Source organism: uncultured Psychrobacter sp., from assembly GCF_947488565.1.
Lineage (GTDB): Bacteria > Pseudomonadota > Gammaproteobacteria > Pseudomonadales > Moraxellaceae > Psychrobacter > Psychrobacter saeujeotis.
In genome coordinates this window covers 938121-963863 of the sequence record NZ_CANKZC010000001.1, presented here as the reverse complement: position 1 = coordinate 963863, position 25743 = coordinate 938121, and the positions used below count along the sequence as shown (strand labels likewise).

At 42.5% G+C, this 25743-nt stretch carries 22 protein-coding genes; 8 read left to right on the top strand and 14 right to left on the bottom strand.

The window, feature by feature from the left end; genetic code table 11:
- Positions 1-295 precede the first annotated feature (295 nt).
- The gene (locus Q0890_RS03925; protein WP_058369498.1) at positions 296-1051 is read left to right on the top strand and encodes a TSUP family transporter; all 756 of its coding nucleotides are present in this window, start codon (positions 296-298) and stop codon (positions 1049-1051) included.
- 162 nt (positions 1052-1213) lie between these two features.
- Here Q0890_RS03925 and Q0890_RS03920 read toward each other — a convergent pair whose 3' ends face one another.
- The 3 genes from Q0890_RS03920 to radC all read right to left on the bottom strand — a co-directional run bounded on the left by Q0890_RS03920 (position 1214) and on the right by radC (position 7082).
- Positions 1214-2590, bottom strand: a complete 1377-nt coding sequence (locus Q0890_RS03920; RefSeq protein WP_299217831.1) for a dicarboxylate/amino acid:cation symporter — start codon at positions 2588-2590, stop codon at positions 1214-1216.
- A gap of 577 nt (positions 2591-3167) precedes the next feature.
- Positions 3168-6077 (bottom strand): acyl-CoA dehydrogenase, encoded by a 2910-nt coding sequence (locus Q0890_RS03915; RefSeq protein ID WP_299217830.1) that lies wholly within the window; start codon positions 6075-6077, stop codon positions 3168-3170.
- Between the two features lie 324 nt (positions 6078-6401).
- Positions 6402-7082 (bottom strand): DNA repair protein RadC, encoded by a 681-nt coding sequence (gene radC / locus Q0890_RS03910; protein ID WP_299217828.1) that lies wholly within the window; start codon positions 7080-7082, stop codon positions 6402-6404.
- 139 nt (positions 7083-7221) lie between these two features.
- Between radC and coaBC the strand changes: the two genes are divergently transcribed.
- Both coaBC and Q0890_RS03900 read left to right on the top strand, forming a co-directional pair.
- On the top strand, positions 7222-8646 hold the full coding sequence (coaBC, locus tag Q0890_RS03905; RefSeq protein ID WP_299217827.1) for a bifunctional phosphopantothenoylcysteine decarboxylase/phosphopantothenate--cysteine ligase CoaBC: 1425 nt from the start codon (positions 7222-7224) through the stop codon (positions 8644-8646).
- Between the two features lie 51 nt (positions 8647-8697).
- Entirely contained in the window at positions 8698-9480 is a 783-nt protein-coding gene (locus Q0890_RS03900; protein WP_299217826.1) for a sulfite exporter TauE/SafE family protein, read from the top strand.
- Between the two features lie 104 nt (positions 9481-9584).
- Here the strand turns inward: Q0890_RS03900 and Q0890_RS03895 are convergent, their stop codons facing one another.
- From Q0890_RS03895 to Q0890_RS03880, 4 genes are all read right to left on the bottom strand, one after another.
- On the bottom strand, positions 9585-9791 hold the full coding sequence (locus Q0890_RS03895; RefSeq protein WP_299217825.1) for a DUF2905 domain-containing protein: 207 nt from the start codon (positions 9789-9791) through the stop codon (positions 9585-9587).
- Between the two features lie 53 nt (positions 9792-9844).
- A complete protein-coding gene (locus Q0890_RS03890) occupies positions 9845-10762 on the bottom strand; it encodes a histone deacetylase (RefSeq protein WP_299217823.1) in 918 nt (305 codons plus the stop codon).
- A gap of 265 nt (positions 10763-11027) precedes the next feature.
- Positions 11028-11978: a YbjN domain-containing protein gene (locus tag Q0890_RS03885; protein ID WP_299217821.1), complete on the bottom strand. Its 951-nt coding sequence runs from the start codon at positions 11976-11978 to the stop codon at positions 11028-11030.
- Between the two features lie 64 nt (positions 11979-12042).
- Positions 12043-13155: a hypothetical protein gene (locus tag Q0890_RS03880; protein WP_299217819.1), complete on the bottom strand. Its 1113-nt coding sequence runs from the start codon at positions 13153-13155 to the stop codon at positions 12043-12045.
- Positions 13156-13287: 132 nt separating this feature from the next.
- Between Q0890_RS03880 and ccmA the strand changes: the two genes are divergently transcribed.
- From ccmA to ccmE, 5 genes are all read left to right on the top strand, one after another.
- Positions 13288-13917, top strand: a complete 630-nt coding sequence (gene ccmA, locus Q0890_RS03875; protein ID WP_299217818.1) for a heme ABC exporter ATP-binding protein CcmA — start codon at positions 13288-13290, stop codon at positions 13915-13917.
- A 180-nt stretch (positions 13918-14097) separates the two neighbouring features.
- Entirely contained in the window at positions 14098-14754 is a 657-nt protein-coding gene (locus Q0890_RS03870) for a heme exporter protein CcmB (RefSeq protein WP_068039454.1), read from the top strand.
- Positions 14755-14949: 195 nt separating this feature from the next.
- Complete coding sequence (gene ccmC, locus Q0890_RS03865) at positions 14950-15738, top strand: heme ABC transporter permease CcmC (RefSeq protein WP_299217816.1); 789 nt, start codon at positions 14950-14952, stop codon at positions 15736-15738.
- Between the two features lie 16 nt (positions 15739-15754).
- The gene (gene ccmD, locus Q0890_RS03860) at positions 15755-15976 is read left to right on the top strand and encodes a heme exporter protein CcmD (RefSeq protein WP_299217814.1); all 222 of its coding nucleotides are present in this window, start codon (positions 15755-15757) and stop codon (positions 15974-15976) included.
- Between the two features lie 261 nt (positions 15977-16237).
- The gene (ccmE, locus tag Q0890_RS03855; protein WP_299217813.1) at positions 16238-16738 is read left to right on the top strand and encodes a cytochrome c maturation protein CcmE; all 501 of its coding nucleotides are present in this window, start codon (positions 16238-16240) and stop codon (positions 16736-16738) included.
- Positions 16739-16818: 80 nt separating this feature from the next.
- Here the strand turns inward: ccmE and Q0890_RS03850 are convergent, their stop codons facing one another.
- The 7 genes from Q0890_RS03850 to Q0890_RS03820 form a co-directional block, all read right to left on the bottom strand.
- Positions 16819-17667 (bottom strand): aldo/keto reductase, encoded by an 849-nt coding sequence (locus Q0890_RS03850; RefSeq protein WP_299217810.1) that lies wholly within the window; start codon positions 17665-17667, stop codon positions 16819-16821.
- Positions 17668-18005: 338 nt separating this feature from the next.
- Positions 18006-18968: a MetQ/NlpA family ABC transporter substrate-binding protein gene (locus Q0890_RS03845; protein ID WP_299217808.1), complete on the bottom strand. Its 963-nt coding sequence runs from the start codon at positions 18966-18968 to the stop codon at positions 18006-18008.
- Positions 18969-19104: 136 nt separating this feature from the next.
- A complete protein-coding gene (locus Q0890_RS03840; protein ID WP_299218010.1) occupies positions 19105-19701 on the bottom strand; it encodes a methionine ABC transporter permease in 597 nt (198 codons plus the stop codon).
- A 109-nt stretch (positions 19702-19810) separates the two neighbouring features.
- A complete protein-coding gene (locus Q0890_RS03835) occupies positions 19811-20581 on the bottom strand; it encodes a methionine ABC transporter ATP-binding protein (protein WP_299217806.1) in 771 nt (256 codons plus the stop codon).
- 303 nt (positions 20582-20884) lie between these two features.
- Complete coding sequence (locus Q0890_RS03830) at positions 20885-22990, bottom strand: sensor histidine kinase (RefSeq protein WP_299217805.1); 2106 nt, start codon at positions 22988-22990, stop codon at positions 20885-20887.
- Between the two features lie 131 nt (positions 22991-23121).
- The gene (locus tag Q0890_RS03825) at positions 23122-23844 is read right to left on the bottom strand and encodes a response regulator transcription factor (protein WP_299186927.1); all 723 of its coding nucleotides are present in this window, start codon (positions 23842-23844) and stop codon (positions 23122-23124) included.
- Between the two features lie 344 nt (positions 23845-24188).
- On the bottom strand, positions 24189-25442 hold the full coding sequence (locus Q0890_RS03820; protein WP_299217803.1) for an HlyD family efflux transporter periplasmic adaptor subunit: 1254 nt from the start codon (positions 25440-25442) through the stop codon (positions 24189-24191).
- Positions 25443-25743: the final 301 nt, after the last annotated feature.

Genomic DNA, 25743 nt, shown 5'->3' with positions numbered 1-25743 from the left:
TAAAAGGCGATTGTCATAGACAGATTTGCGAGCGTTATCATAAATTATAATGTTATGACATGATAGTGTTTACCGTTAAGTACGCCTATAATCGTGACAAAAAAACCAACGGACTTTACTGCATTTTTGGTTTTTGACAGTTTTGACTTTATAATAAGTCGCTTTTCAACCAATACCTCAACCCATCCACTATTCTATTTTAATATTTATGTTGATATTAATATTAAAGGCCGCTTGGCGAGCGGTCTAGTGTTTTTGGCTGTTTTTATGAGAATTTTATAACAAGGCCATCTCTATGGACGTATCTTTAACCCTAGAAATCATTTTAATGCTCACTGCAGTGGCGGCGCTCGCCGGTTTTATCGATGCTATCGCAGGTGGCGGTGGACTACTTACTATACCAGCAATGCTACTGGCCAATATACCACCAGTGCTCACTTTAGGCACCAATAAATTGCAGGCGGCTTCAGGCGCCTTAGCGGCCTCCATTACCATGGTTAAAAAAGGGGTGGTCAAACCTCAGCGTATAAAGATCGCCATTATTGCCGCTTTTATCGGTTCAGTTATTGGTACTATCGCTGTACAACTATCACCACCTGATCTGTTAGAAAGGCTGATTCCGTTTTTGATCGCCGCTATTGGAATCTATACCTTATTTGCGCCTAGACTCGGTGAAGTGGAGGCTGCACCGCGTATTTCAGAAAGTAAGTGGCAAAAAGTCGTGGCACCATTGATTGGGTTTTATGATGGTTATATAGGACCAGGTACGGGTATGTTCTTTGCGCTGGGTAATGTCGCTTTGCGAGGTCGGCAGATTATTGAAGCGACTGGAGCTGCCAAAGTATTGAACCTATCTACCAATATTGGCTCACTGATATTTTTTATTCTAGGTGGTAATGTGCTTTGGAAAGTGGGGCTGGCTATGATGGTTGGTCAAACAATAGGTGCCTATTTTGGCTCACATATGGTGGTCAAAGGCGGTAGTAAGCTGATTCGACCAGTGATTGTATTGGTATGCTTGGCGATGTTGACTAAATACGTATTCGGTTAGGCTGATGGCCAATAACCGCCAATGCTCTACAAATACTATAAAACAGCTACAAAAACCAAGATATAAAAAACCCCAAACTAATTAGTCTGGGGTTTTTTATATTTTAAAATATCAAGTTGTCCTACTATTGCCTGTCATTATTTACGAGTAATTTATGAGTAGTTATTTGCGACGATCGACATCATCGTACTCACTACCCATCAATCCATCGCTAAAGACCTGCGAAAATTCACGCTCATTGTCTTCATCAATATGACCATCAAATACATCTTTTGCACCAGCATGAGGGTCATTATAGATGGCAAGATCCATTTTGTTTTCTGACTTTGCCACAATTGTTGTCACCGCTGCATCACCGCCAACGTTCACTGCAGTACGCAACATGTCTAAGATACGATCCACACCTAAGATCAGACCAATACCTTCGATAGGTAAGCCTACTTGAGCAAATACCATTGATAGCATGATTAGACCTACCCCTGGTACACCTGCTGTGCCAACAGAGGCCAATACTGACATCAAAATAACAGTCAGATATTCGGTAATGCCCAAATCAACCCCATAAATATTGGCAATAAAAATAGTCGCAGTACCTTGCATGATCGCTGTACCATCCATATTGATGGTCGCCCCAAAAGGCACAGTAAACGATGCAACTGAGTTATTGACCCCCATACGCTTGGTCACGGTGCGTAAGGTAATAGGAATGGTGGCGTTTGAGCTTGAGGTACTAAATGCAAAAATCTGTACTTCGCGCATTTTTGCTAAGAAAGTCTTGATCGATAAACCTGAGAATAGCTTGAGTACAATCATCATCGTAATGAAAAAATGGAAAGCAAGAGAGCCGACCAGTACAGCGACATAACCAAGCAATGACCAAATAAGATCCAAACCAAGCTCAGCCATGGCTTTCGTTAAAAGTGCAAACACACCATAAGGGGCAAGGTTCATAATGATGGTGACCATCTTTAAGATGACCTCATTGATAAGCTCTAAACTTTGCACTAAGCCTTTGGCAGGCTTACCAACCATCAAAATACTAATACCAATCAAAATAGCAAAGAAGATAATAGATAACATATCCCCGTTTGCCATCGCGCTGATGGGATTTGATGGGATGATGTTGGAGAATACATCAAGTAGTGGCGGCGCAGATTTGGCTTCAAAAGCGGCTTCGGTTTCGATATCCATCCCTTTACCGATGCCAAACAAAATACCAAGCCCAATTGCAGTTGCAATCGCTAAGGCTGTCGTCATCATATAAATAAGAAAGGTCTTGGTACCAATACGGCCAAGTAAGCGAATATCACCAATACCGCAAACACCGCAAATAAGTGAGATTAATACTAAAGGTACCACCAGCATCTTTAGCGAGTTGACGAACAGCTTACCAATAATGGCAAAAAAGCCATTGGTTACATAGGTATTAACAAAGCTGCCTTCAGCGTTGAGTCCGGAATAGTTCAAAAATAAACCCAGTATAATACCGAGTACCATGGCAACAATAATCTTGCCTGTCAGTCCCATATTTTTCCACATAACTTATATCCTTGGTATACGTAACTTTTGGCAATAAAACTGATGATTAAATCAGTATGACTAATATCATAGTCATCATTATCAATCTCCTTAAAAGCCCTGTTACGCCTAAATTCTTTTTAGTCTCGCGTTTCGGTGGACAATATAAAAGAATTGTTAGGGGCACTGCAAGATTTTTTTTCTCATCTAAGTCATATTTAATTATTGATATGACCGCCTACAAAAGCTATGTGCCCAAAGAATAGCTGTCATTTATTCTAAACATTTTGTTTTCGTTATGGAAACAAATTTTTTTATTTACTCTTACTTAGCTAATCACTGATCAGTTTGATATATTCATTATGGGTTGAACCTCTCTTAAGTACATAAATCTCGCCAATACATTTTCGGACAAGGTTAGGTCTTGTACCATATATACTTATGTTATTAATGGTTTAATATAACTGTCCTAACATACAAAAATTTGATAGTGGCACAGTCAAAAAAAGCAAGACTGCCATAGTTTGACAGTCTTGCTTTTGAAGTTTTTATTTTTGTAGCTTGCCCAGTTACTTAAAGAATATTAACTACGCTTTCATCACACCTTATCATCTTCTTCACGGCGTAGACCGTCTTGCCATTTAGCGCCTTGCGTAGAAACGTTTTCTCCCTCGCTACTTTCATGACCATTGTGAGCATTTAGATGCCTATTATCTGTGTCTAGTTGAGTATCAATACCTCTACTATGATTGTAACTCATACGTTCGCTAAGCGTCGACTCAGCGTCTCGACTACGATGATCAAGTGCTTCAGCTTCAGGATGGGCCTCATCGAAGTCAGTTTGTGCAGTGACTTCCTCGGCCATACTTTGTTCGTCAGCCATTTTGACATCGCCATCTGACTCATAACCATGAGCTGGATTGTCATCGCCAGTAGACTCAGTGTCTTTGATTGTAGTATCACTGGCTGATATACCATTTTTAGCCTGAGCTGCGCTTTTGAGTTCAGCATAATCCGTCAGCTGATGTACCGCATTCTCTAAACTATGCGGATTAAAGCGCTCTTGTACATGTAATAGATGCTCATCAAGTACATCGGTAAGTAGCGAATCAAAGCGTAGTGCGTTGTATTTAATTAATTGCTCAGCCTCACTTTCAGTAATAACACCACTTTGGCTGGCATGGACTACGTGATCTTCAAAGGTTAAGCCCTCGAAGCTATCATCATGTTCTGCTTTTTTGAACTTTTGCCATAGTGGTTCAACTTCGAGCAAGGTTTGATAAGCGTGTTCCATACGTCCAGTAACATCATCAGGATCAGTATTGTAGTACACCATGGTCTTGAGATAATCACGAAATGGATTGGCTTCATGATCATCCATAAAGGTATCACCCAATTTGGCTTTGAGCTCATCACTAGCTGGCGTAAAGATACGTCCACTTGGGAATGTCACAAAGCTAACCACATTGGCCGCCATCCGATTAGGGAAGTTGGCAAAAAACGCAACAAAGGCTTCTTGAATAGTATATAGGCTATTTTGTAAGGCGACCTCTGCGTGTAAACGTTCTGCTTCTGACTTAGTACCATGCTCGTAAAACTGCAAAATAGCGGTGGCAATAAATAGATGACCATGAATATCAGCCAAGCGTCCCGACAGCATCTCTTTACGCTTTAAGTCACCAGCAAGTAGGCCTAAGGCCATATCGGCAGTAAGAGCGAAACCAGCGCTCAAACGGTTGATATGCTTGTAGTAGGGGCGAGTGAAACCGTCTGCAAAGCTTGGCGCGTTGTTGCTACCCCCAACGTATCCTGCGACGAAGGCTTTTGCTCCGCGATTAAAAGTGTAACCTAAATGCTTAAAGAATAAATTATCAAACTGCTTTAGCGCATCTTTTTTATCTTCACTTTGTAATAATTGCAACTCATCGAACAGATATGGGTGACAACGCATAGCGCCTTGACCAAAGATCATAAGCGAGCGTGTCAAAATGTTTGCACCCTCAACCGTGATAGAGACTGGAATAGCTTGATAAAGGGAGGCTAAAAAGTTACGTGGTCCCATTTGAATAGCACGGCCACCAACGACATCCATACCATCATTGACGACTTCACGCATAGTCTCGGTTGCATAGTATTTCGCCATGGCCGTCATCACCGATGGCGTACCACCTTGGTTAAGACCGCAAGTAACCAGATGTCGAAACGCCTCTAACATATAGGTATTACTGGCTATACGACTGGTGGCATCTTGGACACCTTCAAACTTACCAACCGATATTTTGAACTGTTCGCGAACTTTTGAGAAGGCACTGACTGATAAGTAACTCATCTCGCTCGCTGACGTCGAAAGCGCTGGCAAGGAGATGCCGCGCCCAACCCCAAGACATTCCATCAGCATACGCCAGCCACGACCAGCATTTTCGACGCCGCCGATAATATAATCTAGTGGAATAAAGACATCTGTACCGTCAACCGTACCATTCATAAACGGCGAGCCACTTGGATAATGACGTGGCCCCACGATGACGCCTTCGTGGTCAGCAGGTATTAAAGCGCAAGTGATACCATAATCAGTCTTATTAGGATCGCCAAGCAAGCCTTCTGGATCGTGCATTTTAAATGCCAGTCCCACGACAGTTGCGATAGGAGCAAGCGTAATCCAGCGCTTAGAAAAGTTCATGCGCAGACCAAGCATATGCTCGCCTTCATGGGTACCGTAGCAAACCACCCCTGTATCAGGGATAGCGCCAGCATCAGAACCAGCTTCAGGCCCCGTCAAGCCAAAGCAAGGCACTTCTTCGCCTATGGCCAGTCCAGGCAACCAGCGTTGTTTTTGCTCATCTGTACCATAGTGCATGAGCAGCTCACCAGGACCAAGTGAGTTTGGCACCATACAGCTGACCGCAGCCGTTGAAGAGCGTGAAGCGATTTTACTCATTACGCGACTTTGAGCATAGGAGCTAAATTCTAAACCGCCATACTCCTCAGGAATAATCAAACCCAAAAAGCCATTGGCTTTAATAAACTGCCAAGTCTGCGGGGTTAGGTCTTTATAATCTTGAGTAATCTCCCATTCATCAAGCATGGCACATAGCGTCTCAACCTCATTGTCGATGAAGCTTTGTTCGCGTTCTGACAGCTCAGGGTAAGGGTAGTTGGCAAAGGTGTCCCAGTTTGGCGCACCCATAAATAGCTCTTTTTCCCACCAGCTAGTACCCGCATCAAGCGCTTCGCGTTCAGTATCACTCATACTTGGCATGGCACCGCTTAAAGCTTTATAAACAGGCTTGGTAATAAGCGCTTGGCGTATGGGAGCAATCAACAACATCAAACACAAAAGCGCTATCGGAACCCCCAATATGAGCGACCATGGGCTTATAAACGCAGTAACTATGACAGTTATAATGGCAACGATACTACCAGTGACACGAGATAAAGACAGTAAAAATATGGCCAGGACAACGGCTAACTGAATGATTACTGCTAAAATAAATAAGCCAATCGCCATGACTGTCTCCTTGGCAAAACGTGGGTGAGAATCGGGAAATAAAAAATATAGGTAGTATTAGTAATCAGAGTCGATAATGAGCCAATCGTCATACATCTTATTTATATTATTTCTGAGCTTGTTCTTTTATCCTTGCTTGAGAGCCTGATTAAATCTAATCGTTTATTAAAACAGGCTATAAAGACAATTTTATCTACCAATATGAAATAGTTCTCGTAAACTATCAATAGACAAAATGCTACGCTATGTCGACAATATGTATCAGTCTATCTTCTTTTTTTTTAGTTTTTTTAAATAAAACAAAAAAATTTTGTGATATTTGAATTAAAAGGGAGACAAACAGTTTTCAGCGTAAGATAAGGTGTCGTTACGACCAACGATAATATGGTCTATAAAAGTGATATCAAGTAAATCACAGGCTTTTTTTAGCTCATAAGTTAACAGGTTATCTGCTGTCGATGGCTGTGCATCAGCATGAGGATGGTTATGAGCCACGATTAACTGACTGGTTGCATGGCTTAAGGCATGACGCAATACGTGCTTGATGCATACTGAACAAGAAGAGATACCACCAGTGAAGAGTATCTCAAAGTTCAATAGGTTCAGAGCGTTATCGAGACAAAGCACGGCAAAGACCTCACGATGCTCGCCGCGTAATTGCGTACTGATATAGTCCTTGACTGCTTGTGAGCGCCCAAGCGCTTGACCAGTCTTGAGCTGACTGTCCAGATAGCGTGTACCCATCTCAAGCGAGGCTAATATTTGTGTATATTTGGCAGGTCCGATACCATGGCAGGCAAGTACTGTTTCTTGCGGTGCCGCTAGAAGCTCAGCAAGGCTACCGAACTGATCAATCAGATGACGAGCAAGTTCAATAGCAGACTGTGATTGAGTGCCAGTGCGTAAAAATATTGCCAAAATTTCTGCATCAGTTAAATGCGCTGCACCAAATTTCAGCAGCTTTTCGCGCGGTCTGTCGTCTTCGTGCCAATCTTTTATAGCCACTATTTTTCCTTAAATATGGGTTGATTTTAATTAATCGAAAAAGCAAACAAAATTGGAAGAGAAAACTTTCCCCAATTTATCGCATAATTGTTACTATAAACGCAATTTTATCTTCTAACCTTTTATTGATGTTATGCCTATGTCTAATGTTGTGCTTGCTATTACTGGTGGTATTGCTGCTTATAAATCTGCTGTTTTTGCCCGTTTATTGATTAAAGCGGGGTTTGATGTGCGTGTCATTATGACGACAGGCGCGCAGGCCTTTATCACGCCGCTCACTCTACAAGCCTTGACTGGTAACGAGGTACATATCTCATTGCTTGATGAGCGTGCTGAGGCTGGCATGGGGCATATTGAGCTTGCCAAGTGGGCCGACTTGATAGTGATTGCCCCAGCATCAGCCAATACTTTGGCTCGGTTGGCAATGGGAATGGCTGATGACCTATTGACTACAGTATGCCTTGCAACTACCGCACCAGTATTGGTTGCCCCAGCGATGAATCAGCAAATGTGGGCGCATCCAGCAGTAAGCTTAAATGTGCAGACGCTAGCTGATATGAATTATCATATTATTGAGCCTGCCAGCGGTGAGCAGGCGTGCGGTGATGTAGGGGCAGGGCGCTTGCCTGAGCCTGAGCAATTGTTAGCAGAGGTGCGCTTATTTAGTGCGCAGCAAACCATCCCACAGCATCTATTTGGTAAAACGGTCGTTATTACCGCAGGACCCACTGTTGAAGCAATCGATCCGGTGCGCTATTTATCCAATCACTCTTCAGGAAAAATGGGTTTTGCATTGGCACAGGCTTGCGTAGAAGCAGGCGCGCAAGTGACACTCATCGCTGGCGGTAAAGTCGCGCTACCAACGCCGCTTGGGGTCACCCGTATCGATGTGTTGTCTGCCGCACAGATGCTAACGACTGCCCAACAATGTGTGGCTGGTACGCATCCTGCGCTATTGTCACTGACTGAAAATGAACAGATCGATGATCATAAACACCATCATGTGCATAACCATCACGAGCATGAACGAGCAGAATGTGACTGCCATGAGCCGGACGATCAAATAGAGCAGCAAAGTGTCGCGTCAGGAGATATAACGTCAAACGGTAATTTGGATACATTGCCCTTAGATAACTTGCGCCATGCTGATATCTTTATTGCCACGGCAGCCGTCGCCGATTATCGTACGCAAGAAGCTGCCCCGCAAAAAATCAAAAAAACCCAAGATGCCATGACGCTAAATCTGGTCAAAAACCCTGACATCTTAGCGACTATTTCACATGCCTACCCTGATATGTTTGTCGTCGGTTTTGCAGCAGAGACCCAAGATGTAGAGCACTATGCCCGCGGTAAGCTAGCTGCTAAAGATCTAGATTTGATTGCTTGTAACGATGTGTCACGCTCAGACATTGGTTTTGCCAGCGATGACAATGCGATGCAGGTGTTTTTCTCAGAGCGCTATGCCCATGATACGGTGACATTAGAAAAAGCAAGTAAGGATAAGATTGCTGAGCAGCTCGCTACTATTATCGGCAAGACCTTGACGCAACGTCTAAATGGCTAGTTATTCAGTCACAAATATCAAGTCGCAAATATTATGTCGGTTAGAGCTACTATGACGGATATAGCTGATAGCGATAGCACCCAGACGTTATTGCTGATTGTGATTTTTGCACTAGCATCATTGCTACATGGTATTAGTGGGCTGGGTGTAACGTTAGTGACTACTACTGCACTTGCCAGCATGTACCCGCTGCCACATGCCATTGTCTTGGTGATATTTCCGTCATTATTGCTAAATGCAATGACTTGGCTAGCTGGTGGCGGACGTAGTATCTGGCAAAACTTTATTTATTACGGCAGACGCTATTGGCTGCTCGCGCTAACCAGCCTGCTCGGTAGTATTTTGGGCGCAAAGCTACTGCTGTGGGTAGATAGTGCTTATATCTTATTAGTCTTGGCGGCTGTCATCGGCTTTTATGTGATAAGTGCACTACTTGGTAAGCAAATACGTCTGCCTGATACTAAGCCTGTGCTGATTATCGTTGGCTTTAGTGCAGGCGTCATTGGTGGCGCGACCAACGCGATGTCGACCATACTAATGATGTATTTATTGTCCGCAAGTAACGATAAAAACACCATCGCTAAAGTCGGCAACATGTGCTATTTACTGGGTAAAATTGCCCAAATTATCGTATTGCGTGAGCCTATCATGGCGCTGAGCGGTAGTGAATGGCAGCTGATTACTCTGCTGAGTGTCCTATCTATTGCTGCGCTTTTAGTCGGTATCCGCCTGCGTCGTTACTTACCGCAAGCACGCTTTCGTCAGCTTATTTTATTGATTCTTACCGTACTTGGTATACGCGTAGGCTGGCAAGGGATTACGGCGTTTTTGTAGTGTAGTTAGTACCAAATAGAATCGAGCCATCAATAATTACGGGCTGCTGGGTTTTAAAATGAGTTGACTATAGGCAGTGCTTTTCAAGTTAACGTAAAATATGACTAGCGATTGAATAAATTTAGCACGATAGTCGCGATGACACTGATGACTATCATCGTGACCACTGGAAAATAAACCCGTGTATTGCCTGAGGTATGTTTGATATCGCCTGGCAGATTGCCTATCCACGAAAACGCGCTTGGAAACAGTAGCCAAATAACGCCAATAGTAACCAGCACAATGCCTATAATTATCAATATTTTTGCCATATAAATCTCGCTAGTCGCTTTACGTTGTTTTGTGTCGACTTTCTATATGCTATTTAACCGGCCATCGCGCCAAAATACAGCTGCTGGGCCACCCGAAAGGTATTACAGTGCGCTTCGACCACATCTTCAACATCTTCTGAATAGCCACCGCCCATGACGATAGCGACTGGAATGTTAGCGGCTTTTGCTTGCTTCAAGACGTACTCATCGCGTGCCCTACAACCATCTTGCGTTAAGCCAAGTTTACCTAGCTTATCGGTCGCGAGCACATCGACTGCAGACTGATAAAAAATCATGTCTGGTGCGACGTCGCTAATTAGGCGTGGCAGCGTATCCATCAAAATCTGTAAATATTCTGCATCACCCGTATCGTTGTCCAGCTCAATATCTAAGTCAGATATTTCTTTACGAAACGGATAGTTCTTAGCGCCGTGCATACTAAACACAAAAACGCGCGGCTCATCCGCCATAATGCTGGCGTTACCATTGCCTTGATGGACATCCAAATCAACGATTAAAATCTTTTGCGCCTGTCCACGGTCTAATAATAAATTACTGGCGATACAAACATCATTAAAGACGCAAAATCCCTCGCCATGATCGGCAAACGCATGATGGGTGCCGCCTGCGACATTCATCGCGACACCGTATTGCTGGGCATATAACGCACATTCATAAGTGGCATGGGCAATATGGCGACCACGATCTACTAACGCTTCGGTCATCTCAAAACCGATAGGGCGCGCTTCTTTGCGTGGCAGCGTTTGGGTTTTAAGCTTATGCCAATAGTCCTCAGTATGGGTGGTTAATATCTCATTTTCTGTTAGACGAGCAGGCGCAAAAAAATTCTCGGTCGTGATAGTCCCTTCGTTAAGCAGTCGCTCAGGAATCATCGTATATTTTTGCATGGGAAAACGATGCTTGTCGGGTACGGAATAACGGAAGACTTCAGAGTAAGCAATTTTTAGCATAATGTTTAATTGTGTCGGTGTTTAAGAGGGTGATAAGGAGTTTGTGAAAGCATTTTTTATTGTCTTTAATAGTTTAGAGGCCATAAAAGATAGGATTATAGTCTCTACTAAATAAAAGTGTTATACATCTCATCTGCATACGAGGCTGATAAAAATCTTCTTGCTTGCTGTGCCTACGCAGACAGAGGCTACGAAAATTTCTATCAGCCTCGCCTTAAGGTTTTCAAAGTAAGTTTGTTGTGTTACTTTTTTAAATTGAGCATCTTTATTGAACAAACTGAGTCGGAAGAAAGAAGGTTCTAGAGTCTGCTTGCTGACGTAGCTCTATAAGTAACGTTTGCATATCTTCAGCAGGGTCTTGAGTATTGATTAAATCATCAAATATCTCGTAAGCAACTGTCGTCATGGCAATCACGCTTTGTAGCAGATGCTCAATGATATGATCATTAATACCAACTGCTTCGACATCGATAGCATGTTTGTAGCGTATTTCGCCATCATTCACATCCATCTCTAAATTGCCAATCAGCATGTCATAATTAATTTGGGTGATAAGTAACATGGCTGCGTTTTGATGACTCTCTGGCACCAAAAACGGCAAAATACCATAGACCGCTAGCAGGTTGTTTTTCTCTTGTACGCGGAACAGATAACCACATTCTAGTTGTTTATTACGCATCCTCAAGGATAAATGGTGCGATTGCTGGCTGTCGTTGGTTTTTGGTCGATAATGGATATAGTGCCACTGTTTATCATTAAAATACTGCTTAAGATAATCGACAATAGCTATGTCGGTATTACGGCCTAGTTCGGCAGTCTGATTCGGTGTATCTGCTTTAGAGTTCTCGCGGTTATTTTTGTCACCAGTAGCACTATCAATACCATTAGAATCGCGAATATCTGTTTTAGCAGAGCCTATACTACTTATGCTACTAGCATTTTTATCATTGACATTGTTATCACTAGGCTTTTTATTAGCCTTGGCGCTATAAGCTCCAGCTTGTAGGGTATTAGTAGCAGTATCTTTATTAACATTAGTTTCGTTATTATCATTAGTTTCGCTATCAACATCAGTATCGTTATCAACGCTAATTTCAGCTTCGAGTAATAAGGAATGCTGCGACAATTTCACGTCATCAACAACAGCCTGCGGTGCTGAAGCAGTCAGGAACCGTTTGAGTTTTTGCCATAAGCTGAGTTTATTATGTTGACTCATAAATGTTGTACTAACTTAATAAATGAATAATATTAAAAACTGATAAATAAGCTAAAACCTCGAATTAATCTTTACTGAATACAAAACCATCTTTGATGTTAGGTTGCGCATAAAATGCTTGTAACATGTTATAGATATGAGTGGTCAGCCAGGTACTTTCAAGAGCGTCATGCACGACAGGAAGTAGGGCGCTACTTAATTGCGCCATGGCCTCTTCATCGATATACAAGCTCGCTGCTACGCTTGCAATCGTATCCGACTGATGATTGTCATACCAAGTGTCGACGCTAGCTGAGACAAGGCTGCGCAGATAAGGCGACAAGCGCAGACGGTTATAGCTTTGTTGGATGCTGGCTTCGATATGATCAATACTGCTATGGTCAGGCTCATCGTTTAAGTAGGTTTGCAATTGGCTAATCGGTTGGTCTTTGATGCGCTCCCAACCTGTTATCAACAGCCGAGCGACTTCTTCGTTTGACAGATGTGCTTGCGCATTTGCCTCCGCTCGGCGAGTTAAGTCTTTAATATTGCGATGCAAGTAGGTTTGCAACTTCTCATCTAGGTTTCTGTTGGTTGCCTTCTCAAATGAGTTACGCCCAAGCTTCATGAGCTTGCCGACACCACCTGCTTTATCTAGCGTGGTTTCCATAAAGTCGTTGATAGCGTGATATAACGTTTGCGTTAGTAAGTCTGCAAAGGTTTCATTGCCGACGAGCGTATGAATCAAGGCATTACGTTGCTCGTCATGGCTACCGATGTAATTGGCAAGGGTCTCAACCTGAGTATCATCTACCAGCTCAGATAAAGGTACGTTGTCGTTGACCGGATGATAAATGATGGTATGCAATATATCGCGAATATCGGTGCGCATGACATCGCTCATCGGTTGGCTCAGTAGCCAGTCATTAATTAGATGCTGTAAATCATCGGCGCTGACGTATCTATGTAATGGCTGTGCGCCTAACCACTGCCAAGCCTCTACAGCCATCGGCTCTGCTTGCTGCTGTAACCACTGCTGCATAAAGGCAACTTGAGCATTGATTAAGCTATCCATAGTTAGACTGGTAGCTGATAAGCTTGCGCTAGAATGAGCCGTTACGGCACCTGTATGAGGCATTGGCGTTTGCATGTCTGATACTTGCGTGTTTAAAGTTTGGTTATCTTTTGAAGTCTGCATAGGTTTTGAGGTCATAGTAATCGACAATTTGTTATACTGTGTGGATAGAGTGAGCATAAAGTATTATGCCATGAACCATGTATTCGTTTGTGATGAATATTGCTTAGCGCTTGATAAATAATGAGAGATTTGATGACGGCTGTGGATGCACCCTTACTTGCGCTCGATGAGCTGACGGTTCAGCGCGGTGAAATACCTTTATGTGAAGGGGTCACGCTTAACTTACCTGCGGGCAGCATCTGTCATTTAGTTGGTGCAAACGGTACCGGTAAAACGACGCTACTGATGCAACTGGCGGGATTGTTGCCAGTGCTGACGGGCGAGGTTCACTATCAAGGGGTAGCAAGTTTACCCATTCAGCCTTTGTATGTCTCGCATCAGTTAGGCATTCATCCCAATCTGACGGTCGCGCAAAATCTGACCTTTCTGCTGAATCTATACGGCATTAGCCCAAGTATCGCTGATATTGATGACGCCCTCGCTTGGGTGGGATTGCAGGGCTTTGAGACGATTAGCTCAAGCCATTTATCTGCTGGGCAAACGCGTCGCATCACCCTTGCAAGATTATATTTGTTGACGCCGGACGTGACACCATTATGGTTACTGGATGAGCCTTTTACCGCACTTGATGTTGATATGGTGGCACGAATGGAAGATAGATTGCGCGAATTTTCCCATACTGGTGGTGCCATATTGATGACCAGCCATCAAACTGTCGGCGTCGCCAATCAGGTGCTCGATTTGTCAGATTACATGGTATAAGCGCGACAAATATAAGTGAAAGGACGAATAATGACAGACAGTCCATTACGAGATAGTCCATTACGAGACAGTCCAGTGCAAGAGAGCACCATGCAAGAAAACCTAATGCAAGACAGTCCAGTACAAGTAGCGAATAAAAGCTCAAATGTTAGTGCATTAGCTGCGCGCGGTATCAGCTTTATGCAGTTATGGCGGCGCGAATGGCACGTGAAGCAGCAAGGGGCAGTACAGTGGTTGTACCCTTTAGTCCTGTTTTTAGTAATTATTACCTTGTTTCCGTTAGCCGTAGGTAGCGAGCCAGCATTGTTGCAGCGTCTTGGGGTTTCGGCCGTGTGGATTGCTGCCTTGTTGTCACTGGTGATGGGCGTTGATGGTTTATTTAAACCTGCTCTCGATAATGGCACGCTCGCGCAGTTGGTCGTCGCCAAAGCGTCGCTACCGTTATGGGTACTTATCCGCTTAGTCATCCATTGGATTTTTAGTAGTGGGATTGTGGCCGTGCTCAGTTTACTTGCCGTGCCATTATTTCAGCTTAGCTGGTTTGAAGCGTGGATATTGATGGCTTCTATTGTGACAGGTAGTCCGATGCTGTTGATGTTGTCAGCGGTCGCCAGTAGCTTGACGCTATCATTAAAGAATGGCGCGGTGCTGGTGCCTTTGATTGCTTTGCCGATGCAGTTGCCAGTACTGATTTTTGCGACAGGAGCAGTTGACTTATTTGCTACTGGTCTTAATGGTTTGCCGATTCTGGCTTTATTATTGGCAGGCAGCATCATCTCGGTACTTGTGATGCCATGGGTGATTGCCATGACCCTAAAAATGGCGTGGCTAAACTGAAAAAACCTTTATATTAACAGCATGTTGAAAACGGGCAACTTTGCTATAATAGCCAATTAAATCCATAACAAGTCACTTGTAGATTCTATCCAGTGTTTAACGCCAGTAGGTTAGCAGATAGTAGCGTTTATGATGTAGCAAGTTCATGATGCAGTATCTGTATAACCAATAAGCTGTGCAAATAGGTTTATTCCCATGCCCAACCTGAATAATGTCTCATCTCCTAGCCTATGGCAGCGTATCTGGCAAGGCTTCTTGACCACTGTGGGTACCAAGCAGTTTTTTCGCATCTTTGCGCCTTGGGTTAAGTGGTTAGCTATACTAGCCAGTATTTTTCTACTGATCGGTAGTGTTTGGGGTCTCGCTTTTGCGCCGCCCGATTACCTACAAGGTAATAGCTACCGCATTATCTTTATCCACGTGCCAGCGGCCAGTATCGCTATTTCTATCTATTTTGTCCTCGCTGTATTAGGGGTCATCTTTCTCGTTTGGAAAATTAAGACGGCTAGTCTGGTGGCGCAGGCGCTTGCCCCATTAGGCTTTTTGCTCTGCGTGATTAGCTTAATCACCGGCTCTATTTGGGCAAAACCTACTTGGGGTACTTACTGGGTTTGGGATGCGCGTTTAACGTCTATGCTGATTTTGGCGTTTTTATATGCAGGCGTGATGGCGTTGTTTGCAGCGTTTGAGCATACCGCTAATCGAGGTAAAGCGGCGGCCATTTTGTCTATTGTCGGTGCGGTGAATCTGCCGATTATCAAATACTCGGTACAGTGGTGGAATACTTTGCATCAAGGCTCAACTTTTACCTTAACCGCCGCACCAAAAATGTCAGCCGATATGTGGATGCCGCTGCTGCTCATGATTATTGGTAGTTACTTACTAGTCGCGACATTAACGATTTATCGTACTAACACCCTCATTTTGTACCGAGATCAAGGTAAAGCGTGGGTCAAAGAATATATTCGTGGGCAAAACAAATAATGGCTAGGAGCTGATTATGCAGCCTTACTTTTATAGCGTATCTGAATTTATCGCCATGGGTAAGCATGGCGTGTTTGTCTGGTCGTGTTGGGCAATTACGGTCGGCGTGATGCTGGCTTTTATTATTTATAGTCGTAAGCAGCGACAAACACTTATCAAACAGCTGACCATTCAGCAAGCGCGTCAAGCTCAGCGTACTGCTAAAAACCCCAATTCTATACCCAAGCAAACGTTGTAAAAAATATTTTAATATCATTGCCTTAGCATGTACTATTACATTTTTTTAAATAATGAAAACATAAGTTTATTAGTGTTTAAAGGCTTATTGATTTGTTTGAAAAATGCTACCATATAACCATTAGAAGAGTACGATTAGAAAAATATGTTAAAAATTTTTTTTAATCGTAGTTTTTTTAATATTCTAATATTTTTTGTTTTATAGATTTAGATGGTATTGCCTATATTTTTTAGGGCAAAGACTCATTAATGAGGTAATAGTATGAATGCAGTTCGTCGCAAAAAACTGATGTGGGTAATGTTTACGTTAGCAGGAGCAGCAATTGCCGTGGTACTGGTCATTTATGCTATTGGCCAGCAGACTGACTATTATTTTGATGCGACCGCTATTGCCGAGGGCGAAGCACCTCAAGATAAGCGTATTCGTGCAGGTGGTATGGTCGTCGCTGGTAGCGTACAGCGTGCACCAGATAATCCGTTGAACGTTGAGTTCGCGATTACGGATTTTGAATCAACGGTTCCGGTCACTTATCAAGGTATCTTGCCGGATTTGTTTGCTGAAAATTCAGGCGTGGTCGCCACTGGTAAAATGCAGGGCGAGACTTTTGTGGCCGGTGAAGTGCTAGCCAAGCATGACGAAAACTATATGCCGCCTGAGGTCGCCAAGTCTATGAAAGCTAATAACCGCAATGGATTGACGCCGACTTCAGAGCAGTACAATCCAGCAGAGCCAATCCATGAGTCCAAAACGTTGCAACAGTAGTCTTAAACATCTACTGACAGCAAAAGCGCCGCTAATAAAATATTAGCGGCGCTTTTTTTATACGGGTGTTGATATAAAAGTTAGTCATCCCATACAGGAGTATAATCAGGATGTTCGATTTTACGGCCATCACTACGAGCCAAGTTGCCAATTTTTTCTAATTCATCGGCGCTCAGCTGGACTTCGATAGCATCCAAGTTACCTTGTAAATGATCAGGATTAGAAGTCTTTGGAATAGCCACACGGTCTTTGTCCGATAATATCCAAGCCAATGATATTTGGGCTGGAGTCACGTTGTGCTTATCTGCAATCTCTTTGATAACGTCATTATTAAACACATCACCGCGTGCGAGAGGTGAATAAGCTTCCAGCAAAATATGATGATTATTCAAAAATGTCTGCAAGGTGTTTTGTTTGATAAACGGATGAAACTCGACTTGGTTGACGACAATAGGGACATCAGCATGTTTTTTTGCTTCAATAATATTGGCGATATTAAAGTTAGAGACACCGATATTGCGTGTTAAGCCTTGTTTTTGCAACTCGCACAATGCAGGAATGGTCTCAGATAACGGTACACGGGAATCTGGCCAGTGTAGTAATAGCAGGTCGACATAATCGGTATCGAGGTTTTCTAGCGAACGTTTGGCCGCTGCGATTAGCTTTTCTGGCTCAAACTTCATATCATCAGGGAAAATCTTTGTGGTCAAAAAGAACTTATCACGAGCCACGCCTGATTGTTTGATGCCTTTTCCGACTTCGACTTCATTATCATAAGCTTGCGCAGTATCAATATGCTCATAACCCATCTTTAGTGCTTGACTGACGACATCGATACAGTCCTGTCCCGTTGATTGCCAGGTACCAAGTCCTAATACAGGGATATTGGCTTTGCCTGCGGTACGAATTTTATAAGTTTTGGTACTCATATTATTATCCTTATTATGTGTGATTTGTGGTTTTATAGCTTTTTAAATAATTCATGATACGATTTGGGTTAGAAGTTTCTAAACCTGAGTTAACAATAGTTATATCATAGTGTTAACTGTAAAACCTAGCCTAATACAATGACTAAGCGACCTAACTACTATAGAAAAAAATAGAAAAAAGTGAAAGAGTGAGTGACGGTTTCCTACAAAGTACAAACAGGCTGTAACGTCATTTTTAGTAAGTAGGTAACGTAAATTGTGTATAAAATAAGGTATAAAAAACGCTCAATACTGGGCGGTATTGAGCGTTTTCAAAAAAGACAAAGCTACATTTTAAATTACTGTGCTGCTTCTGCTTCTACAGGAGTAGTGGTTGCAGCTGTCTCGTCTGCTGTTGCCATGCTAGCATCCCAGATTTTTGGATATTTATAGCCTGGGAAAGTATCATGAGCATACTTTTTGAAAGCTTCTGAGTTATAAGCGTCGGTCACATCCGCCACCCATTTTTCACCAGCATCAGCAGATTTGACCGCTGACCAGTTAACATAAGCAAAGCTTGGCTCTTGGAACAACGCTTCGGTCAGCTCAATACCAGCATCTGTTGCATAGTTGCCATTGATGACAGCAAAGTCGACTTCGTCACGAGCGCGTGGTAATTGAGCCGCTTCTAGTTCAATGATGTCGATGTCATACTTACTGTTATCAGCGATATCAGCTTTTGAAGCAGTCAATGGATCAATATTGTCTTTTAGTGTGATCCAGCCCAGATCGTCCATCATTACCAAGGCACGGGCAAAGTTACTTGGATCATTCGGTGCAGAGACGCTCATACCTTTATAAGCATCATTTAGAGTGCTTTTTTTGCCTGAATAGATACCAAGCGGCGCGGTTGGTACTTGGAAAACTTCGACCAAATCAAGGTTATTTTCTTTTTTAAAGGTATCAAGATAAGGCTTATGCTGGAAAATATTGATGTCCAAATCACCTTCAGCCAGTGCAAGGTTAGGGCGTACATAGTCAGTAAAAGGCACTAACTCAACTTCATAACCTTGCTCTTCTAGTGAGGCTTTAACTTGATTACGTACCATATCAGCAAAGTCGCCTTCGGTCGTACCGATGACAATTTTTGTGTGTTCAGGATCGATATCGCTAGCAGCAGTTTGGGCTGTTGAACCCTCAGTAACCGCTTCTTTATTTGCTTCTGGTGCAGATGAGTTATTACAACCGACCAACACTAGGCTCGATACACCAACAGCGGCAAATGCAGTCGCCAACTGACGGCTAATATCTGTTAATTTCATAATATTTCCTCAAATAAATAATAAAGTAACCATTAAAAAAGCAACATTATGGATAGTAATGCTGCCTCTACAAAAAATCGGATGACGGTCAAATTAAACCTAGTCGGCTACAATGTCAAGTATTCTACAAAGTGGCTTAGCGTTTATCCAAGCGAGTCGCCAGCCAATTACCAAAAGCTTGAATTGAGATGACCATGATTGATAGCATAATGACAATAAAAATCATGACTTCTGTTTGATAACGGTAATAACCATAACGAATCGCCAGATCACCAAGGCCGCCCCCACCGATCATACCAGCCGCCGCTGAATAAGACAGTAGGCTGATACATAAAATAGTGACGGATAACACCAGTCCTGATCGCGCCTCATTAAGCAATACTTTAATGATCGTAAAAGGACGTGCGCCCATTGATTCGGTTGCCTCGATAATACCACGTGGTACTTCACGCAGATTTTGTTCGACCAAACGTGCAAAGTAGAACGAGCCGGCAATTGCTAGAACCAAAGAGGCAGCAATAGGACCAATACCTGTGCCGACAATCGCCTTGGTAAATGGACTCATGGCAATCATCAAAATGACAAAAGGGAAGGCACGCATAAAGTTGGTGATACCGCCTAAGATTGCATACAATCCTTTATTCTGTAAAAACTGCCGATCGCTGGACAAAAATAAGAATATCCCAAATAGCCCACCAATCGTAACAGCAGCCGCGGTCGAGATACCAAGCATGACAAAGGTATCAAACGATGCTTGCCAAATCTCTTTACGCAGCGCATACAGCTTATCTACTGAGGCGGATAGTTCAGTACCAGTTAACATATCTGTTTATTTTACCTCATTAATCTTCAACGACTAAGCCTTTGCCAATCGGAGTGGTTGCTTGAATCAGACCTTCTTTTACTGCTGCAACTTCAAGCAATTTTCCTTGATGAAGTAGTGCAGCCCGATCACAGAGTCTACGAATCACGCTCATCTCATGAGTGACAATCACGATGGTTACGCCAAGCTGGTCATTGATATCACGCAAACAGGTCAGCAAACTGCGAGTCGTTGCAGGGTCAAGCGCACTGGTCGGCTCATCTGCTAACAAAACCTTTGGACTTGGGGCAATCGCGCGTGCGATACCGACACGCTGCTTTTGTCCACCTGAAAGCTGGGCAGGATAATGACCTGCACGATCAGTTAGGTCCACAATCTCAAGACAGTCCATGACACGTTTACGTAAATCGCGACTAGGATAACCTGACACTGTTAAGTTAAACGCCACATTATCAAAGACGGTGCGATTGGCCATCAAATTGAACTGCTGGAAAATCATGCCAATATTGTGACGCGCAATACGTAGGTCACTGGCGGACAACGTCGTCAAGTCAGTACCATCAACGATGACTTGACCGCCATCAGGACGCTCAAGCATATTGATTAATCGTAGTAAGGTAGATTTACCAGCACCTGAATAGCCCATCAAACCAAAGATTTCACCTTGTCGAACAGACAGAGACGTCGGTTCAACCGCAGTAAACCAATGCGGCTTACCATCTTTGTCTTTTATGGATCGGTCGCTTAAAAAGCTTTTGGTCACGTCATTTAGGACGATCATATCGCTCATGGAATGCTCGAAGTTTAGTAAATAAGGTAGCGGTGATAATGTCGATATACTATTGCAAGATGCCAACGTCAAATCTATATCAATGGCTATATGATAAGGGGCAGTAATATAGCATATTTCTAGACGTTTTGGATATGAACATTCGAGAACCGCTTATAACGATATGGATATTAGCCTTATACAGTACTCGACGTATAGAGGGTATTCATAGAGGCTTGAGATACAGTAGTGGATAGATACAAACAAGTATTAGGTTAAAAAACAGAATTGTTTAGCTTATATCAATAACTAGATTGGCCATACCTAAACACGGTTATCATGATTTTTATGTGGATTATGCTTGACTGGAATAACCACCAAAAATCTGGTATGTCCATTAATAGTATCAGTAATTATTTGGCCTTGATGAGCCGTGACGATTTGTGATACCAGTGATAAACCTAGACCAGAACCTTTGTTTTTTTGCTGTAAGCGCACAAACGGGCTAAAGATTTCTTCGCGCTTGTCTTTTGGGATACCAGTACCTTCATCAATGACTGCAAGTACTGCATATTTTGGTAAAGGGCGTGCATCTTCAGATTTGACTTTTTTAAGATGTTTCTTAAATAGGCTTTCTTTACGTGGTGTGTTATTGCCATCACTATTAACGTTGCTGTTGCTAGCATTATTGTCTTTGGCTGAATTGCCTTTATGGTCAGCAGTATTTGCCTTTTCAATTACTCGCTTGTGAGTGACAGGTTTGACTAGAGCATCACTTAGCGCGCCGGTCTTTAGATGTTGTTCTTGCGATTCTGGGACGATATTCCAAACGACTTTTTTGATTCTATTAGTTAAATCAGAAGCAAGTTTATAGTGGTCATGACGAAGTGTCTTACTATTGTCATTGGAAGTTAGGATATCCGCTGTCTGTTTTTGACCCTGATTATTATAATTATTATCAGATATGTCGCTTAACTGATCGGTCTCATTATGATCGTAACTGTTTTTATCGTTTTCTTCATCATGACTAACAAGCGTTTCGCCATTTTTGAAAATAACCGGTGCTGGTATGATATCAGGCTGTTCTGATGCATCGGATGAGGTCTGTTCAACAGACTGGATAGAGGTAGGGCTGTCTTCTTGTTCGTCTTTAGACTGTTCTATTATATCGATAGGTTTGTCATAAGTTGGGTGGCCATAGTTTGAATGACCGTAGTCAGCAAAGCTACTACATACAAGCGAATCTAACAAATATTCAGGTAGGGTATCTGCTTCTGCAAGGGTTTGTGCGCCATATAACAAAACAGTTACTGGAGGAACACCATGCAACATAGCGTTATTTAGTAGGTTGCGAATAAGATGAGTCAACATCGGCGGTTGGCCATCGATTACAATATGTTCGCCGATCAATGTTGCTTCTGGATAATGCTGACGCTCTTGATTCACTAAGTCATATAAGTCCACACGTTCAACCTGCTGCATCACATGACCTGCATCAAGTCGACTCACTAACAAGATGCTTTCGACCAAATCGTTAAGCCCTGATAAATCACGGTTGATCGCCTGGGCACGTTTGTCAAACTTTGCCTTTGTATCGCTTGGCATCGAACCTGCCAACATGTCCATCATCTCTATCTGCAGACGGATACGGGTAATGGGTGTGCGTAGCTCATGTGATGCATGGGCCAACAACAAATTATTGGCATCAATTAGGTGTTCGATTTTTTGCGCTGCTTGGTTAAACCCACGAGCAAGAAAAGCAATTTCATCATTACCACGACTATTGACACGTACAGTAAAGTCACCGTCACCAAGTTGACTCATCTGCTGACTCATGTGATTGATACGCCATGTCATTGAACGTGCAATCCACCATAGTACGCCTGCCATAATCATAAGTAAGAGTAGGGTGCCGGTGAACAAGTTTAGCGCCGCAGATAAAGCTGGTTTTTTGGGCGATAGTCGTGACTCATACAGCAATGTATAGCCTGTACTACTATAGACCTGAGCTTGTTGAGTGGGAGGCGTTTCTGAAAAAGAGGGGAATATAATGGTTAATAACGAAGGCGTTGCAGGTAGCTCTAAGGGCAGATCACTGTTGTCGGTTTGCATGAGCAGGCGACCTTTACTGTCATACAGTCCCATTTTAGCTTGCAATGATTCATCAAAGATATCAAAGCTTTTTTTGACCACGGCTAACATAAAACGCGATTGCAAACGGTTGTTCTTACTAACGGCCGTATTTAGTTCATGCAAAAAAGGATCGATTTGTCCAAGTATTTGAGTTGCCACCACTTCAGAGCGAATACCAGCATTTTTATCATGAACGAGCTGTGTCAATAACACCATAGCGACTGCGAACAAAACAAGTGCCAGCATCACACTAGCAAATAGTTTGGCAAACACGGAGCGAAAACCCAACTGCTGCATTACATGCTCTCTATTAACGAACGCTGATATCAATGACTAACAATAGCCATCGCGGTTGACGTGATGGCTATTTTTATTTGGTCATTACTTTAATGGTTTACTCAAACCGATTTTACGCATCAGATAAGTCGTTAAACCTGATCAGTTGCAAATTGATAACCAACGCCGCGCACAGTAATAATGCGTTTTGGCTGGCGCGGATTGTCCTCAATTAAGGCACGTAAGCGTGAAATATGTACATCAATTGCGCGGTCAATATTATCAGAGCTATCGTCGTTTGGCATTGCCTGCCATAACTGCTCACGATTGAGCACTTTACCAGAATGAGTCGCAAAGTAATGTAATAGTTGGAACTGATGAGTGGTTAGACGTACTGGCTGCTCATCAATGGTCACTTCATGACTATCAGGAAACACGCTCAAACGCCCAAAAGTTAAACTATCAGACTGACTGTCTGCTTGATTGGGCTGTTCATGACGACGAACCACAGCACGTATGCGGGCTAGTAATTCTCGCGGTTCAAAGGGTTTGGCGATATAGTCATCAGCACCCATCTCGAGACCCAGCACCCGATCAGTTGTATCCCCTTTTGCGGTCAACATAATAATAGGCACTTTATTAGTCATGTTGTTTTTATTGCCACGTATCTTTTGACAAACCTGCATACCATCCATATCAGGTAGCATCAAATCTAGTACGACCAGATCAATGTCACGCTCTTTAGTGTCCAATATATCCAAACCTTCTTGACCTAGCCCTGCATGATGAACATCGTAATAGTTCATTGTCAGGTAATCGCTGATCAATTCAGCCAAATCTGGATCGTCTTCAATTAATAGGATCTGTTTACTCATGAGCTGTCCTTTAGTAATGGTTATTATTCAATAATTGTTGTTTTAGTCATTATGGTTATTTTTCTGATTTTTCTAAGATACATAGTACTATATCGTATCCATAGCAACAGAAAAATGAGCAATACAAATGTTACTGGGTCTATTTTGCCTAACTTAGGCCTTACCACACAAGATGCGCTTTGTTAATATTTCTACACAATGTAACTCGCGATATCGCTAATATATTTTATGAGGTCGCTATTTTAGTCAGCCTAAATAAGAGTACAACGTAAAAAGCAGATAAAATGAATGATATTTTGTTCTGAAAATTCTAAAGTGAAGTTTGAGTATTGGATAGAACAACGTTATGAAACAATTACCTTTTTGCCTACTGACTCTATGGGCAAATCTGCTAAGCAAATAAGGCTATCATTACTAATACCAGCAACCAGATATTGTTCAGTGCTGGGATCATACTTGATTACTTCTACTGACAAGCGAGTTAAGCGTTGATCTTGTTTGATTATCCAAACGTTAGCAGTGATTGGCATAAGCGACTGATAAGGGGGCTCTTTTAGTACCGACAGATCAGCATCATGGATACCATATTCAGGCACAATGGTACCGACTTCTATCTGTCCATAATCAACCCGTCCAGAAACGAGCATATCAGGTCGGAGTTTATCACGACTGGCTTCATTTTTGACGACATGAACATAGACCTGTAGCTTGCCAGGCTGATTACTTGTGGCTAACTTTCCAATCTGTCCAACAAACTTCTCTGACGAATTCTCGGCTGTAAAATTCACAGTCTGTCCAACTGACAGTTGCGGTTTCATTTTTAGAGGAAGCGTGGCAATAAACTGCAAGTTTTTATCATCGCTTAAACGTAATAAAGGTGTGCGAGCAGTAACTGGTTGAGTATTTTTTACGTGTAATTTATCAATACGTCCAGAAAAGCTTGCTCGTACTACAATAGACTGTGCTGATAAATTGGTCGGTATGGTTTGCTCTACAGTGGCTGTATCTTGGTCATTGTTAGATTTTTTATTATCTATACTGCTATCTACCTTGTCATCTGTTACATCACGATTGGTCAAGACTTTCTCTATCGACGCTACATTATTATTCGATTCTTCATCATTACTATCTGTAGCTCCTTCTTTTGGCATGTTAGTAGCGGGTTTCACTTTGCTAGCAACACTCTTTTCTTTTTGTTCAACGTCTTCAGTAACTGCAGAAGTTGCACTGACTTTATCAACAGACACTTGACGCTTTACTATTAGTAGTGGGGTACCTTCCTCTATCCATTGCCCCTCTGAAACCAATACTTTTTGCACAATGATGTCATGCGCTGCGACAAAACGTGACTGCTTAGTAGGTTCGATTACTCCTTGCAAGCCAAGACTTGGCTGATAGCGAGAGGGTTTGATATTCAAAATATAATCAGACGCCATAGTGACACTATCGGCACTAGCGATAATAGGAGAGTCTGCCTGTACATCTTTTTCGTTAAGCGGTTGATTGTCTACAGGTGCTGGAGGCTGGCAAGCAATTATAAGTAAGCTACTTAACAAGAAGGCACAGTTCTTGCAGTTGTTAGAAAGTCTTATACGCATCGTCATTAATCATTATGGTGAACGTCATTTTATTATATAGATAAAGAATGAAAGGTGCGATAACTAGTATCTATCTAGATAACAGTTATTAATAACATCTATGAGACAGAATCATAGAGTGATGCGGGCAATGTAAGGCAAAACAGAGCGATCATATCAATTATCCCAATTGTTGTATGCGTGGTCTGAGCCATTAAAAGTTTGAGTGAACTATGACAAAACGGGCCTAAGGTATTTTGTTTATACAATATAGTTACAAAACAGACTTAAATATTGGTCGAAAAATTACTGAGACTGCTTA